The organism is Staphylococcus sp. 191, assembly GCF_011174885.1.
Taxonomy (GTDB): Bacteria; Bacillota; Bacilli; order Staphylococcales; family Staphylococcaceae; genus Staphylococcus; species Staphylococcus coagulans.
Genome location: NZ_PNRJ01000008.1, coordinates 1 through 16017, shown reverse-complemented (window position 1 = coordinate 16017; position 16017 = coordinate 1). Strand labels below are relative to the sequence as shown.

At 36.7% G+C, this 16017-nt stretch carries 14 protein-coding genes and 1 pseudogene; 6 read left to right on the top strand and 9 right to left on the bottom strand.

From position 1 onward, the window contains the following. Nucleotides 1-134: 134 nt before the first annotated feature. Nucleotides 135-1175 carry a zinc-dependent alcohol dehydrogenase family protein gene (locus C1H58_RS07190; RefSeq protein WP_165545786.1) on the bottom strand — a complete coding sequence of 347 codons (1041 nt, stop codon included), beginning with the start codon at nt 1173-1175 and terminating at the stop codon, nt 135-137. Between the two features lie 684 nt (nt 1176-1859). Here C1H58_RS07190 and C1H58_RS07185 point away from each other — a divergent pair. From C1H58_RS07185 to C1H58_RS07165, 5 genes are all read left to right on the top strand, one after another. Further along, nucleotides 1860-3464, top strand: a complete 1605-nt coding sequence (locus tag C1H58_RS07185) for an L-lactate permease (protein ID WP_165545785.1) — start codon at nt 1860-1862, stop codon at nt 3462-3464. A gap of 292 nt (nt 3465-3756) precedes the next feature. Further along, nucleotides 3757-4434, top strand: coding sequence for a dethiobiotin synthase (bioD, locus tag C1H58_RS07180; RefSeq protein WP_165545784.1), 678 nt, complete (start codon nt 3757-3759; stop codon nt 4432-4434). Continuing rightward, complete coding sequence (gene bioA, locus C1H58_RS07175) at nt 4424-5797, top strand: adenosylmethionine--8-amino-7-oxononanoate transaminase (protein WP_165545783.1); 1374 nt, start codon at nt 4424-4426, stop codon at nt 5795-5797. The genes bioD and bioA overlap by 11 nt, the downstream gene beginning before the upstream one ends. Continuing rightward, nucleotides 5794-6915: an aminotransferase class I/II-fold pyridoxal phosphate-dependent enzyme gene (locus tag C1H58_RS07170; RefSeq protein WP_165545782.1), complete on the top strand. Its 1122-nt coding sequence runs from the start codon at nt 5794-5796 to the stop codon at nt 6913-6915. Before bioA ends, C1H58_RS07170 begins: the two co-directional genes overlap by 4 nt. A gap of 12 nt (nt 6916-6927) precedes the next feature. Beyond that, nucleotides 6928-7629: a 6-carboxyhexanoate--CoA ligase gene (locus tag C1H58_RS07165; RefSeq protein ID WP_165545781.1), complete on the top strand. Its 702-nt coding sequence runs from the start codon at nt 6928-6930 to the stop codon at nt 7627-7629. Between the two features lie 110 nt (nt 7630-7739). On the opposite strand, the gene C1H58_RS07160 is transcribed toward C1H58_RS07165, so the two are convergent. The 3 genes from C1H58_RS07160 to C1H58_RS07150 all read right to left on the bottom strand — a co-directional run bounded on the left by C1H58_RS07160 (nt 7740) and on the right by C1H58_RS07150 (nt 9988). Then, nucleotides 7740-7919 carry a hypothetical protein gene (locus C1H58_RS07160; RefSeq protein ID WP_165545780.1) on the bottom strand — a complete coding sequence of 60 codons (180 nt, stop codon included), beginning with the start codon at nt 7917-7919 and terminating at the stop codon, nt 7740-7742. Nucleotides 7920-8105: 186 nt separating this feature from the next. Next, a complete protein-coding gene (locus C1H58_RS07155) occupies nt 8106-9014 on the bottom strand; it encodes an LPXTG cell wall anchor domain-containing protein (RefSeq protein ID WP_165545779.1) in 909 nt (302 codons plus the stop codon). A gap of 347 nt (nt 9015-9361) precedes the next feature. After that, nucleotides 9362-9988 carry an FMN-dependent NADH-azoreductase gene (locus tag C1H58_RS07150; RefSeq protein ID WP_165545778.1) on the bottom strand — a complete coding sequence of 209 codons (627 nt, stop codon included), beginning with the start codon at nt 9986-9988 and terminating at the stop codon, nt 9362-9364. A 325-nt stretch (nt 9989-10313) separates the two neighbouring features. On the opposite strand from C1H58_RS07150, the gene C1H58_RS07145 reads away from it, so the two are divergent. Continuing rightward, a complete protein-coding gene (locus C1H58_RS07145) occupies nt 10314-10955 on the top strand; it encodes an NAD(P)-dependent oxidoreductase (protein ID WP_165545777.1) in 642 nt (213 codons plus the stop codon). Between the two features lie 83 nt (nt 10956-11038). Here the strand turns inward: C1H58_RS07145 and C1H58_RS07140 are convergent, their stop codons facing one another. The 5 genes and pseudogenes from C1H58_RS07140 to C1H58_RS07120 form a co-directional block, all read right to left on the bottom strand. Next, nucleotides 11039-12247, bottom strand: a complete 1209-nt coding sequence (locus C1H58_RS07140; protein WP_165545776.1) for a putative multidrug effflux MFS transporter TcaB — start codon at nt 12245-12247, stop codon at nt 11039-11041. Nucleotides 12248-12436: 189 nt separating this feature from the next. After that, nucleotides 12437-13000 (bottom strand): TetR/AcrR family transcriptional regulator, encoded by a 564-nt coding sequence (locus tag C1H58_RS07135; protein ID WP_182280746.1) that lies wholly within the window; start codon nt 12998-13000, stop codon nt 12437-12439. A gap of 199 nt (nt 13001-13199) precedes the next feature. After that, nucleotides 13200-14246: a 2,3-butanediol dehydrogenase gene (locus C1H58_RS07130; RefSeq protein ID WP_165545775.1), complete on the bottom strand. Its 1047-nt coding sequence runs from the start codon at nt 14244-14246 to the stop codon at nt 13200-13202. Between the two features lie 306 nt (nt 14247-14552). Next, entirely contained in the window at nt 14553-14855 is a 303-nt protein-coding gene (gene spn, locus C1H58_RS07125; protein WP_060829288.1) for an SPIN family peroxidase inhibitor, read from the bottom strand. A 460-nt stretch (nt 14856-15315) separates the two neighbouring features. Next, nucleotides 15316-16002, bottom strand: a pseudogene (locus tag C1H58_RS07120) (cbb3-type cytochrome c oxidase subunit I); the annotation flags it as partial. Nucleotides 16003-16017 lie beyond the last annotated feature (15 nt).

Sequence of the window (16017 nt, the reverse complement as noted above, 5' to 3'; positions counted from 1 at the left end):
CCGGGGGACTGACCGAACACTGAAGTCACTCTAAAATAGTATGATAAATAGGGCTAGGATGCCAACGTATCCTAGCCCTAAAAAGTGCTTACTGTTAAATGATTCAATAAAAGTTTAATCTGTGATGTAATAGCTTAATGACTAGAGAGGATGACCTTTAATGTGCCTTCTTTGGCAGCATTGCTGAATACATCATAAGCCTTCAACATTTCATCGAGTTTAAAGCGATGTGTGATGAGTTTTTCAGGTTGGACTTTACCTGACTCTACAGTTTTTAATAATAAAGGTGTTGAATAGCCACTGACAAGACCTGTAGTAATAGAAATATTTTTAATCCACAGCTCTTCTAGGTGGAGGTCGACTTTTGTACCATGTACGCCAATGTTAGCGATGCGACCGCCTGGACTAATAATCTCTTGGCAAAGCTCAAATGTGGCTGGAATTCCTACTGCTTCCATTGCGACATCGACGCCGCGGCCTTCAGTTACCGCTTTGATTTTTTCCATCACATTTTCTGTTGTGCTGTTGATCAATTGTGTTGCACCTAAATCTTTGGCAGCTTGCAGACGATTGTCATCTAGATCAATCATAATGATTTCTGCTGGAGAATAAAATTGAGCTGTCAGAACGGCTGATAAACCAATCGGACCTGCACCGACGATAGCAACCGTGTCACCTGGGTTGACTTCAGCGCTTAAAGTGCCAATTTCAAAACTTGTTGGCAAAATGTCACTTAACATGACTAAAGCTTCTTCACTTACACCATCTGGTACGCGATGTAAACTATTATCGGCATGTGGAATACGAACATATTCTGCTTGTGTGCCGTCAATCATGTGGCCTAAAATCCAACCGCCATCTTCACAGTGTGCATAAAGTTGCTTTTTACAATAGTAACAAGAACCACATGCAGTAACTGCTGAAATAATGACTTTATCTCCTTTTTTAAATTGTGTCACAGAGGTACCTACTTCTTCCACAACGCCGACACCTTCATGGCCTAAAATACGACCATCAGTCACCGCTGGGACGTCACCTTTTAAAATGTGTAAATCTGTTCCACAAATCGTTGTTTTTAAAATTTTAACAATCACATCCGTTGGCTTCTGCAATGTAGGCTTTTCGACTTCAATCCATTCCTTTTGGCCGGGTCCACGATATACAAGTGCTTTCATTATGGAATCACCTCTTCATAGATTTGCCTTCATTCTGTCATATTTTCAGAAAATTTTCAACTTTTAATTGTATAAGCTTAAATATAATTTAATGCATATTTTAATTATAAAATCAATTAATCTCTATTCAATCAAGCTCTATTTATGGGGAATTCCCGCTCTACAATATGGATGCTCGATTTCGATGACGATTTGCTGAATTGAAAAACAAATCAGCCCGCATAGGATTAAAAATTTGTCTAATTTTTAAATTTTTTTCAGCGCGCTAAATATTAGTGTAGAAAAGTAATCCGTTGATCATGGATGAGTGAAAAGAGCCGCCAGTTATCACAGTGAGATGAGATAAAACGTCAGATAAAAACGGGCGCTCCAATGCGATATCCTAAATATAGTGCAGAGAAATAAGGTTGGACACAGTTAAAAATATTAGGAATGAATGTAATATTCCAAAAAGAAGCGTCAATACGGATTGCTAACAAGTGGTTTTTAAAAGATGTATTTGTGAAAAAATGAATTAAAAGTTTATTTAAAATAGTAAAAAAGTAAAATGAGTGAACAATGCTTTTATTTAAGCTTAAAAATTTGTTTGCAATATAGTATAAAAACGCTTACAATTCTATCGATATAGTCATCTAGTCATTAGATGTCTAATTAAGGAGAAAGAGATATGAGGGGGATCCAAAAATGAATACCTTATTAATGATTGTGGCGTTAAGTGCTGTCATTGCGCCATTTATATGTTTGGTATTATTACGTATGTCTGCACTTGTGGGGATGACGATTAGTGCCATAGTTGTCACTGTATTAGGGTTCTTTGTGTGGGGAATCGATGCAGGTGTCATTGGTGCTTCGCTATTACAAGGGACACATAAAACATTAACGATTATATTAATTTTATTCGGTGCATTAACTTTATTAAATACATTAAGAGAAACAAACGCTGTCGCACGTATTAATGCGAGTTTTCAAAGTATCTCAAGTGATATGCGCATTCAAGTGATTATCGTTGCTTTTTTATTTGGTTCACTCATTGAAGGAGCATCAGGATTTGGGACACCTGCAATGGTGACGGCACCGTTAATGGTGGCTTTAGGCTTTAGACCTATTGTCAGTGTCACAACGGCATTGATTGCGGATAGTATTTCCGTTTCATTTGGTGCTGTAGGGACGCCAATATTAGTCGGTTTAAGTACACTTAAAAATGCGGATGATACATTGTTTTCACAAACTGCGATTCACATTACACTTATCGATTTATTAAGTGGTGTCTTTATTCCATTGATGATTGTAGCGACAATGGTTATCTTTTTTGGTCAATCTCATAAGTTAAAGGCGATTTTAGAAATGGTACCTTGGACGTTAATTGTAGGGGTGGCTTATGCTGTTTCTGCATGGGGATATGCAACTTTAATCGGTCCAGAATTTGTATCGATTTTAGGTTCATTAACTGCTTTAGTTGTCGCAGTACTTTTGACTAAAAAAGGTTGGTTCGTACCTAAAAATGAATGGAAAGACGCATTAGTGGAGGATCATATCGAAGCGGATTTATCTAAACCACATGAAATGAATTTGTTTTCAGCATGGTCACCGTACTTAATTGTGGTCGCTTTATTACTCTTAACACGTATCGTAGAACCAATTAAAGCTTTTACAACGAAGACGCTCGATTTATCATGGAACCATATTTTAGGTTATGATACGATCTCGTCTAGTTGGCAATTATTGTATTCACCAGGGACCATTTTATTTATAGCTGCAATCTTTGCGGTGATTATTCAACGTAAATCATTTAAAAACTTAGGGAAGGCGTGTAAAGATTCTGCCAAAACGATTCGCACAACAGGTGTTACACTTGTCGCAACTTTGGCGATGGTCCACGTCTTTAGTAACTCAGGCTTAAATACGAAAGAATTGATTAGTATGCCGGAATACATAGCAAATGGTATGGCGCATACATTTGGTGATATGTGGCTCTTTGTTGCTCCGTTTTTAGGCGCACTGGGTTCATTCATCACAGGAAGTGCAACAGTTTCGACACTTACCTTTGCGCCAGTTCAAGCAAATATTGCGCATACGATTGGTGCAGATCTCTATACCGTTTTAGCCGCGCAAGTCATTGGTGGTGCAGCAGGGAATATGCTCTGTGTTCATAACGTTGTGGCCGTATGTGCGGTTGTCAACATGGCAGGTAAAGAAGGTGGCGTCATTCGTAAAACTTTAGGACCTGCACTCCTTTATTGCGCACTCGTTGGATTGAGTGCTTACATTTTCGTTACATTTTTCTTTTAAATTATGAGTGGAATATATGAAAGTCACAGTAGCTCAAATAGAGTCGTCTACATAGACGTCATGACGTAAAACAATAGAATAGCCTTTTTCAAGTGGCTGTGCAGATGCTGTTCAGTTTGCACATCACATAGGCGGGACAATGAAATCAAATCGATTTCTGTCTCGTCTTTTTTTATATCTTTCAAAAATGATTAACGCTTAATTGTAAACTTGAATATATAATAAGTTTACAATTAAAAGTGGAATGATTAAGATATGGTTTGTAAAGATTTTTTTAAAGAGGTGAATGAATTTGAAACTTTTTGTGACTGGAACGGCCACAGATATTGGAAAAACATATGTGACAAAGCATTTATTTCATTTTTTACAACAACAGGGGTGGCGTACGACAATTTTCAAGCCTTTTCAGACAGAGGTGTTAGCTGATGGCACTTATCCCGACTTAGAAAGCTACAAAAGGGACTGTGGTTTGAGTTATGAAAGAACGTCACTTTATACATTTAAAGATCCGGTTTCTCCACATTTAGCTTTTAAACGCGAGCCGCAACAGCATTTTGATCTTCAATCCGTTATTGATCGTATCCAAACATTAGACGCACAGTTTGATATTGTTATTATTGAAGGCGCAGGTGGCATTGCTGTTCCGATATATGAAGGAGAAACTGAATTTTATATGACGACCGACTTGATTCGTGAAACAGCAGATTTAGTTCTGACGATTTTACCTGCGCAATTAGGAGCTATTAGTGATGCTGTCGTTCATCATCATTTTATCCATTCGATGACCTTACCACCGACGCTATTCATGCTCAATCGTTATCAACATCGTCCATTAGAACAAGATAATCTTGAAACGATAGAAAAATTAACAGGTCAATCTCTCGAAGTGTTCCCAGAAAATGGGACGGCATTAGACTTCTCAGAATCTTTCTTATCAAAAATTAAAGGAGCGGTTAATGATGAAACATAAGGCATTAGTTCAAAAAGATTTAGAGTACGTATGGCACCCTTTTACGCAAATGGGGGTGTATGCTGAAAAAGAACCAATAATTATCGAAAGCGGCAAAGGGAGTTATTTATATGATACGAAAGGACGGCGTTATTTAGATGGCTATGCCTCTCTATGGGTTAATGTACATGGCCATCAAGATCAGCAGTTAAATCGCGCAATTCAAAAGCAGTTAAAGTCCATTGCGCATTCAACCCTTTTAGGTTCATCAAATATTCCTTCCATCAAGCTTGCGGAAAAGTTAGTTCAAATCACACCTGAACGGTTGAAAAAAGTGTTCTATTCAGACACAGGGAGTGCAGCTGTTGAAATCGCCATTAAAATTGCATATCAATATTGGAAAAATAAAGACCCTGAAAAGTATGCGAAGAAAAATAAATTTTTGACCTTACATCAAGCTTATCATGGCGATACAATTGGGTCGGTGAGTGTCGGTGGAATCGATACATTTCATCGCATTTTTAATGACTTAATCTTTGAAAATATCCAAGTGCCATGCCCTTCTTATTATCACAGTGATGCTGAATCAGAAGAAGAGATGATAGCGCACATACTCGACCAAATTGAAAAGCTATTACAAACGCGCGGTGATGAAATTGTAGGGTTTGTTATTGAGCCATTAATTCAAGGCGCAACAGGTTTGTTTGTACATCCTAAAGGCTTTTTGAAAGCTGTGGAACAATTATGTAGAAAGTATAACGTGTTACTGATTGTTGACGAAGTGGCAGTTGGTTTTGGTCGTACTGGTAAGATGTTTGCATGTGAGCATGAAGATGTGCAACCTGATTTGATGTGCTTAGGCAAAGCCATCACAGGAGGCTATGTTCCGCTTGCTGCAACGTTAACGTCACAAGAAATATATGATGCCTTTTTAAGTCATACGCATGCCGAAAAGACATTTTTTCACGGTCATACGTATACAGGAAACCAAGTCGTATGTGCCGTAGCATTAGAAAATATTAAATTATTTAAAAAACGTCATCTTATATCGCAAATTCAAAAAACATCACAAACGCTTGCACAACAATTACATACGCTATCCACTCATCCTTATGTAGGGGATATTCGAGGTAGAGGTTTGATGTATGGTGTAGAGCTCGTCGCAAATAAAGAACAAAAGACGCCGTTAGCAATAGAAAGTGTGGAAGCCATTATTAATCAGTGTAAACAAGAAGGGCTTATGATTCGAAATTTAGAAAATGTCATTACATTTGTGCCCGTTTTGAGTATGTCGAACAAGGAAATTAAAAAAATGGTGCGTATTTTTAAAAAAGTGCTTTTAAATCAGTACCGTGTTGAATCGGTGGGAGGCGCCTCTCGATGAACTTAGAACATAAGCTAGCCAAAATTAAGGCCCAAGGTCATTTTAGAGAACTCAAACCCGTTGAACGGTTAGAAGGAAAATGGCTGACAATGGACGGACAAAAGTTACTTAATTTTACTTCGAATGATTATTTAGGTTTAGGTCAAGCGCCGTTTTCTCTAAATGTCACAGATGAAGAACATTTAGCTGCCTTTGAAAATTTGGCGAGTTCAAGGTGGGTAAGTGGCAACGCTGAAATATATGAAGCAATCGAAACGACAATGTGCCAACATTTTGGTTTTGAAGCAGCGCTCATAACGAATAGTGGTTATGATGCCAATTTAGCTGTATTTCAAGCTTTTCAAGATGAATCTGTTGTTGTCTTTTCTGATGCAAAGAATCATGCGAGTTTGATTGATGGTATTCGCTTAAGTCGTATTGACAAAGAAATCTATCGACATCGAGATGTGCAACATTTGGAAAATTTGTTGGCACAATATCCAAAATCAAAGACTAAAATCATTGTGACAGACAGTGTGTTTTCAACGAACGGTGGACTTGCGGATTTACAACAGCTTGTTCAACTAAAAAAGCACTATCCGAATACATGGCTTTTTGTAGATGACGCCCATGCATTTGGATTAAGGTTACATCCATATTATGAAGATATTGATATTTTAACGACCAGCTTATCGAAAGCAGTAGGTGCACATGGAGGCGCGATATTATGTTCCGCATTGTTTAAAACAGTATTGATTAACACCGCACGGGCACTCATCTATTCAAGTGCACTGCCACTCTTTAATTTATATCGCATTCAAAACAATCTAAGCATGATGTTGAAAGATACAGAGCGAAGTCAAAAGCTACAACAGTTAAGTCAAAGTTTTAATGAATTATATGCTGAATATACGCAAAAGTGCTATCCAGAGATGGCTTTGTCTCCAATTAAACAAATTACATTTACTGATAATACAAAGGCTGTAAAGGCACAAGAACAATTGAGCACACAGGGCATATTATTAAGCCTCTTTCGATATCCAACAGTCCAACATCCAATTTTACGCATTTCACTTTCTTGGTTGCATCATAAACATGACATTGAGCGACTTTTTGAAGTCATGGAAGAAATTCAGTGAAGGAGGCCGAGCATGTACAGTGTAAAAATGAGAGCGAATCAAAATGAGCAACATACAAGCGGTGCAGAAACGATTTGTGAAAAAGAGCAGATTGTTGATGTGATTCAAGCATTTTTTGAAAAGGGGTTTCATCATGAAAATGGAGAAGCAGATTTTTTGAATTTAAAAATTGAAAAAGTGACTCAACCGTTACTGCGTTTACCGGCACTACCAATCATCGATCGTCCGGACGATAAGGTTGCGCAATTATGCAATGAAAATGATATTACACAAGAGGCGTTAAACAAAGGGATGGCATATATTTTTAATTCGATTCAATATTCGGGGGCTTTGATTTTAAGTGCTAAAACGGGTGAACGATTAGATAGAAGTGGTGACAGAGGTATACGTGTCACACAATTTTGCTTTGATGACCAAACATCTCAAACCTACACAGCTCGCGTCAAAGATGCACTGGCTATTGCCAGTTGTACGACTGCTTCGCCCTTTGTAAAAGGGGAGCTCTGCGTGTCCGATGATTTGAACTATACAACGGGATATTTTGCAACACGTGGAACAGGCTATCATCGTATTCATCAAATCAAGGCAGCAGGGACGCGTCAAGGTGGACGTATTATTTTTGTGGATGACCATATTCACCTTGAACACTATGTCACTTTTTTAGAACAGCAGCCAAAACAAATTACGACAATGGATTGCTCAAAGGAAAAATAGGAAGCGGAATAGATAGCCGTTGTTCTTGATTTTCTTAAAGGCACTTTTCAGTTTCAAATTGAATCATACAATCTATATCACTGTGTCACTATTGATACTGATACACCTTATTATTCTAAAAATCGACGTCTTACTCTCATACCTAAAAATAGGCCTAAAAGAAAGAGTAATACTGTGACACCTTGTGTTTGCCAATGAGCAGTAATATGGAGTGCTGGTAAAAGAACAAAGAGCACGGTATAAACAAAAATCATATAAGAAATAATAAATAGGAAAGCGAGTTTTTTCATTTTAATCTCCTTCATTAGATAATTATTTCCCATTGTACCTGAATGATTTGGATGATATCATAAGGCAAAAATAAAGTTACTTTAAGTATATTTTAAAAAATATAGGATGAAAATAAAAGATGCGCGTAAGTAGAAAGGTTCATACTTATAGCGCATCTTTTTAGCTTATTTTATTATACTTTATTCTTATTTAGTCGCACGACGTTTAAGAAGAAGTAAACCGCTACCTAAAGCGAATAAAACGCCGCCAATGATTGCAGGTGTAGCAGAAGTCGTTTCACCTGTTGCTGGTAATACTTTTTGTCCTTGAGATTTGTTCATACCCATAGCCATGTCTGCTTTAGTCGGTTGAACGAATCCACGGTCGTTTGCTGGAGAGTAGTCTTTCTTCATTTCGTCTTTAGTTGGTTGAACAAAGCCGTGGTCATTTTCAGCTAAATAACCTTTTTTCAACTCATCATTCGTCGGTTGAACGAAGCCATGATCATTTTCAGGTGTATAGGCTTGGTATAACTCATCATTTGTAGGTTGAACAAAGCCGTGGTCATTTTCAGCTAAGTAGCCTTTTTTCAATTCATCTTTCGTCGGTTGAACGAAACCGTGATCATTTTCAGGTGTGTAATCTTTGTTAGCACTGTATTGAGTCGGTTGAACGAAGCCGTGGTCATTTTCAGCTAAGTAGCCTTTTTTCAACTCATCATTTGTAGGTTGTACAAACCCATGATCATTTTCAGGTGTATAGGCTTGGTATAGTTCGTCATTTGTAGGTTGAACAAAGCCGTGATCGTTTTCAGCTAAATAGCCTTCTTTTAACTCATCATTCGTCGGTTGAACGAAACCGAAATCATTTTCAGGTGTGTAGTCTTGATATAGTTCATCATTTGTAGGTTGAACAAAGCCGTGATCGTTTTCAGCTAAATAGCCTTCTTTTAACTCATCATTTGTCGGTTGAACAAAACCTGGATCGATGACATGTGCCGCTTGATTGTTTTGTGATGAAGCATCTGTTGTTGATGCTTCTGCTGAACTAGGTTGCCCTGCAAGCACTAACGTTGATAATAAAGCTGTTGAACCGAGTAAATATTTCATTTTCATTTTTCATAACTCCTTTATATTAACTTACAATGTTATGGGAATAGTGATGCTATTAAATATTGAAGTGGTATAGGTTTAAGTATAAAAAGAATGGTATAACTATGAGAGTTTTTAAAATAACTAAATTAATAACATTCTATCCTCTTGTTTGCAATATGACACAAGTATATATAAGAATTCATTTATTTGAGTGGTGTTTAATGAAAAGTTAAGAAATATGTTATTTTCAAAAAGGGATGCTGAATCAATTATTAAAAATTTTATGTTTTAAATCATCATAAAAATCCCTTTTAGCCGAAAGATTTCGAGCTAAAAGGGTGAGGTAAATCAGGTCATTTCATACTAAATTAGAATGTTTGAGCAACTTCTTCTGCTTTTTGAATTGCAGCGTTTTTGATTTCTTCACTACGTTCTGGTTCAGCGTTATGACCTTCGATGATCACTGTTTCATAAGAAGGTACGCCATAGAATCCCATCATTGTTCTTACATAGCGATCACCAAGTTCTAATTCTGCACCAGGACCTTCAGAATAGTAGCCACCACGTGCTTGAATGTGTAATGCTTTTTTGTCAGTTAATAAACCAACTGGACCTTCTGAAGTGTATTTGAATGTTTTACCTGCAACAGAAACGGCGTCTAAATATGCTTTAAGTACAGGTGGAATAGACAAGTTCCACATTGGAGAAACAAAAACATATTTATCTGCATTGATAAATGTTTCTACAATGTCATTTAAGCGATTTACTTTACGACTTTCGTCTTCAGTTAATTGTTCGCCATTTTGTAATTTACCCCAACCAGAGAAAACATCTGCATCGATTTGAGGAATATCTTCTTTAAATAAGTCAATGTGTACCACTTCATCTTCAGGGCGTGCTTGTTCGTAAGCTTCTTTGAAAGCTTTCCCTGCTGCCATAGATGATGATACAAGTTCATTTAATGGATGTGCTGTAATGTAAAGTAATTTAGTCATATTTAATACTTCCCTTTCTTTATCGAATTCATAGTCTTATTATAACAGGTATAAAATATATATCAATAATAAAATCTCGAATTCGTAATATTTTTTTGGCTGTTCATCAAAAAGTTCTGTTTCAAGCCTGATATGATGGTGTTTTAATTTAAATATAAACTTTTGTTAGGCGTTGAATTTGAATGCTATACCTACAATTCGTCAGTGAAATGTGCTTATTCAAAAGGGGATTTAAATGTGAACCAACAATGTTTGCATTTTTTTACAATCTGGCTCTATAATGGACACGATTCAAAGTGTAATAAGAAATAAGGGGGTCTTCGAAATGAAGGTTGGAATTATTGGTGCAACAGGAAAGTCAGGTCGCTTGATTACAGAAGAAGCGTTGAAAAGAGGGTTAGACGTTACGGCAATCGTTAGGAATGCATCAAAGTTAGAAGAATCCAAAACCAAAGTGGTTGAGAAGGATATTTTTGATTTGACGACTGAGGATCTATCTGTTTTTGATGTTGTGGTGAATGCTTTTGGCACACCGATTGGACAAACTCAGCCCCATATTGATGCAGGACGTGTATTGATTGAAGCTTTGAGCGGAACAGAAACGCGTTTAGTCGTATTAGGTGGCGCAGGAAGTTTATATGTAGATGCCTCACGCAAGCAAAATGGCTTTTCAGCAGGCACTGTTCCAGATTTTGCATATGAAATTGCAATAGGACAAGCTAAAAATTTAGAAGATTTACAAGCAACTTCGGATTTAAATTGGACATTTGTGAGTCCATCAGCATTTTATGATCCAGAAGGACCACGTACAGGTCGATATCGTATCGGTGGGGACGTCATGTTATATAATTCAGATGGTGAAAGTTATTTAAGCTACCCTCATATGGCGCTTGCAATTGTAGATGAAGTTGAAAGTGGCGATCACAATCGACAACAAATGACTGTAGTAAGCGAAAAACATATTTAGCATAAATGTGAAGTTGGAATTCAATCTTAAAATAAATAGCGCTAAGATGATTATGAATAGAAAATCGTCTTAGCGCTTCTTTTTTATGATTGAGATGTTGTGTATTTTCTTTCTACTATAAAAAACTGATATAGCTGAAATATTACGATTAAGCCCATTGTAATTGTGATCACGATGATATAAGGGATAAAGCTATGTTCACCTTGTAAGCCGACAAGCGGTGTGGCAATTGCACCGATAAAATATTGCATGAGACCGACTAAACTGGATGCACTTCCAATCCCTTTTTGTTGGCCTTCCATCGCAATCGCAAAACCTAAAGTACCAATGCCTGCGACTGGTGCCACAATAAGTAAAAATGACGGTAACAGAATCCATAGGCTGAGATGATTAAGAAGTGCAACAATCGCAATACCAGTTCCAATCAATTGAATCATTGAATAAATGCGAAACATTGTGTGCTGATTGATATGTTCAACGAGACGGCTTGTTAACTGTGCGGTTCCAATTAACCCAATGCCTGTTAGTGCAAAAATGTAGCTATACTGCTGTGCAGTGAGATGATAGATATTTTGCATAATAAATGGAGAAGCTGCTAAATAACCGAAAAACATCGCAAACGTAAAACCTTGGATTAACATTGGAACAACGAAAGAACGCCGTGTTAACAGTATTTTAAAGTCAGTGATGACACTTTTGAAATTACCTTGTCGACGTAACTCAGGTGGTAAGGTTTCATCAATTTTAAAGTGTGCCCCTATCAACATGAAAAGGGTCAAGGTCGCGAGTATCCAAAAAAGAGTACGAAAATTACCAAAGCTTAGAATAGCGCCACCAAACATCGGTGCTAAAACGGGTGCAGCTCCATTGACAAGCATGAGCATAGCTAAAAATTGTGTTAGTACTTTTCCTTTATATAAATCAGTCGCGATCGCTCTTGCTAAAACAATCCCTGCGCCTCCAGAGACGCCTTGAATAAAGCGGAAAATGATAAGCACTGTAATATTGGGTGTTAGTGCAATCGCCATAGAAGATAAAATATAAATGATTAAGCTCACCATCAAAGGTTTTTTACGTCCAGTACTGTCGGAAAGTGTCCCCAGTACAACATTCCCTACAGCAAGGCCCACCATAAAAAATGTCAGTGTTAATTGCACATGTGCTGTAGTCGTATTCAACATCGATTTAACTTCAGGTAATGCAGGTAAATACATATCAATTGAAAGCGGACCAAATGCAGACAGTCCTGCCATAATTAAGATGAATAAAGGTGACATACGTTTTTCTTTCATCATTGTTTCTCCTTTTTCTATTTAAGATTTGATGCCCTATACGATAAAAAGAACACGGAAATCAAGGGGAGACTTCCGTGCTGAGTACTTTTTCATGTTGTTGTTTAGAATCCCTGAATTGAACTTATGGTGCATTAAACAATTGCCCCTCTATGATACTTATGATGATTCTTCAAAATGTTTAATGGATTAAGACTGAACACCACGAACAAAAATTTTCAAGACGCGGTCAACAAATTGTTCTGATGGTATCTTTTTAACGTAATGTTGATATTCAAAAACATCTGCAGAAAATGAATTCAATAATAAGTCGGCATGAAAATCAGGATCCGCTACAATTTGTAATTGCGTAATACAAGACACCACTTCAGCTTTTAGTTTTAAGTAAAAAGGTGTTTGCATCATGACACGATTTTGTTTGTCTTTACGTTCTATTTCTTTGAGTAAGTCGACGTGATCTTCCATCAATTGAATTAACGTTAAAAAAATAAAGCGAAGTAGTTCTTGTTGGTCTGTAACATGTTGCTTTTGTTGTTCAATTTTTTCGAACATCGCTTCAATATGATGTTCAAGTAATGCATGACAAATCTCTGATTTATCGGAAAAATGACGATAAAGTGTGCCAGTACCAATTTGAGCTGTTTCTGCTATTTTTTTCATACTGACTTTTTCAACTTCTTCGTTATTGAAGAGTGTTTGTGCAGTATGCATAATCAGTTGCGCATTTTTAACGGCGTCACTCCGCTTGACCATGGGTATCCTTCCTTACGTATCATTGTTTGTCTTAGACGAGATTAATTGTAAGTGAGACGGGTGTCCGTTTGCAAGTTTTATGCTTCAAAAAAAGAATGTGGGCACTTTTTACCATGTAAAAGTCTATAAATAAAGAAAAAGCTAAAAACGTGATAGACACGCTTCTAGCTTTTTCATTCATTTATTATTTTTCTATCGCTTATGATTGCGCAATATTGACCAAAATTTTAGCCTGTGATTTGTCATTGACTAATTGTTCAAAACCTTTTTCAACGATGTCGACAAGTTGAATATGGTCAGTTACGACACCTTTAACATTTAAATTTCCTGCAGCCATAAGATCAATTGTTTGTTGGAAAGTCGTAGGTGTATAGGCAATAGTAGAAGTGAGTTTAACACCGGAATTTGTTAATTGCATCGGATGCCATTCTACAGGTTTGCCAAAAATAGAAACGATAACGACTGTTCCACGTGGACGCGTAATATTGATTGAATCTTTTAAGGTTTGTCCAACACCTGCAACTTCAAATGTCACATCAACACCATTGTCAGTATGTTCAGCAACGTAAGCTTCTACATTTTCTTTACCAGAATTAACAGCGTGCGTTGCACCTAATTCTTTCGCTTTGGCTAAACGTTCTTCGGATAAATCAAAGACAAAGATTTGGCTTGCACCTGCTGCTTTAGCTGCAATGATGTTTAATAATCCGATAGGTCCTGCACCAATGATGGCAACTGTATCTCCAAAGAGTAGACCACTTTCTTTAACGGCTTGTACTGCGACAGCTGTCGGCTCAACAAGTGCACCTTCTTCATCGGATACATTGTCAGGTAAACGATAAATGTTTTCTGCAGGAACATTTGTATATCTTGCAAATCCACCGTCAGCCCCTAATCCAACAAAAGTGTAGCCATCATATAAATCAACGTTTTCTTCTTTTTCGTGTTTTGAAACAGTAGGGTTAACGACAACGCGTTCACCAAGTTCAAAGTCTTTCACATCTGAGCCTAATTCGTAAATAACGCCGGCAAATTCATGTCCCAATGTCACTGGGGCAGTTTGTCCTAAAAAAGGATCGGGTTGATCAGTCGAAATAAAAATGGGTCCCTCTAAATATTCATGGAGATCTGTACCACAAATACCTGCCCAATTGACCTGAACTCTTACTTCGTCTTTACCCAATGGACGAAGTTCACGTTCCTCAACACGTACATCTTTTTGTCCGTACCAAACTGCTGCTTTCATCTTAAGCACCTTCTTCTATAATATTTACACTTTTATTATATGCCTATTTTGGGATGAAAACAATGGCTATAAATTGAAATGTTAAAATTATACAAAAAATAATCAATTGTTAGAAATTAAAAAGATAGTTCAATTGAGTTGTGCTGATGGCAATGAGTGTTTGAGATGATTTATGAAGAGTCGCATATGAAATAAAGAAATGGAAAATAAAAAGACTGCCCAACACGTTTGAAACGTTTTGGACAGTCTCCGGGCTAGCAAACATAGCAATGATTGTTAACCTCGAGCGTTAGATATATAGAAATGTTAGATTAAATGATCGTATTTAGATGTGTCGAGCCCGTCAGCTTTTGCTTTTTTAATAATGTCGCTCACACTGTGTAAACCTTGTTTATCAAAATAAGCTTTCACGCGTTGTTTTGAATCAGCACTTGCATTGTCATCAATTAAGATATCAACGTAAGAAAGTTCATGTTCTAAAAGTTTTGAGTCGTCATGTAAGATGATACCATTTTGTGCTGTTACTTTCGCGTCTGCTTCGTGACTTAATGCAAAAGCACCTGTTGATAAAATACCAACTGCTAAAGTTGAAACTAATAATTTCTTCATATTATGCAACTCCTTTATTTTTCTGACACCAATATAACATATTATTTTGGTAAATATTGCGTTAGTAAGTATATTTAATAATAGTTAATAACTATTTAATAATTGAGCAAAATACTTGCTTTGTTTTATATTAATAAGTTATGTAAAGCAATTAAGTCAATTTTAAAATATAAATCATCGTCCGAATAATATGATATTGACGCCATTCATTTAATATGAAAAGCATGGGTAAGTATTTAAATTTAAAAAAGAAATTACCAAACTATTTTTGAATGAAAATAAATTAAAAGTCTAAATCTTAATGCAAAATACATCGACAAATAAAGAAATAGACAAAGGGAAAAAAGAATTGATTTCGTCATCCCTGCTATATATTTTGAAAAGATATGAAAAAACGAATATTTCACAAATAGCTATGCGTTTATGAGTAAATATAACAATGAATCACACTATTGAACAATTAACGCTTAATGTATTTGAACCCTCTGACAAAAATGGATACTAAAATAAGAACACCGATAGTAAATATGATATCCCAAGGCATTCTTCCCCAGATTAATCCAGCTACAAGTGGATTTTCATAAAAAGTAGCGAGTCTAGAATGCCAATAACCATAATTAAGCGCATCTTTTAATTGGATATAGCCAATAGGAAGAAGGGTAAATAAGACCATTCCAGCTAACCCAATATTTAATGTCCAACATGAAATTTTAATCCATTTCTCAACTTTATGGGACCAAAATGCTTTTTGAGTGATGTTTCTAAAAACGTATAAAGCAATAGCAATAGAAAACATCCCATAGACGCCTGCCATTGAGCCGTGTGCGTGTGCAGCTGTCCATTGGGTGCCATGTTCAAAATAATTGACTGCGGGTGTATTAATCAAAAAGCCTAGGGCCCCCGCACCAATAGCATTCCATAAGCCTGTAGAAGCTAAGAAAATGAATGTACCTTTATATGGAAAAGCCATATCACTTTTTTTGTATAAACGATAATGTGTATATGCTTCCCAAATGAGTAAACAAAGTGGCACCACTTCTAAGGCAGAGAAACAAGAACCTAACGCTAACCAAATGGAATGATCACCCTGCCAGTAATAGTGATGGCCCATACCTACCACGCCTGTACCAAGTAATAGAACTGTCTCTTATACACATTGACG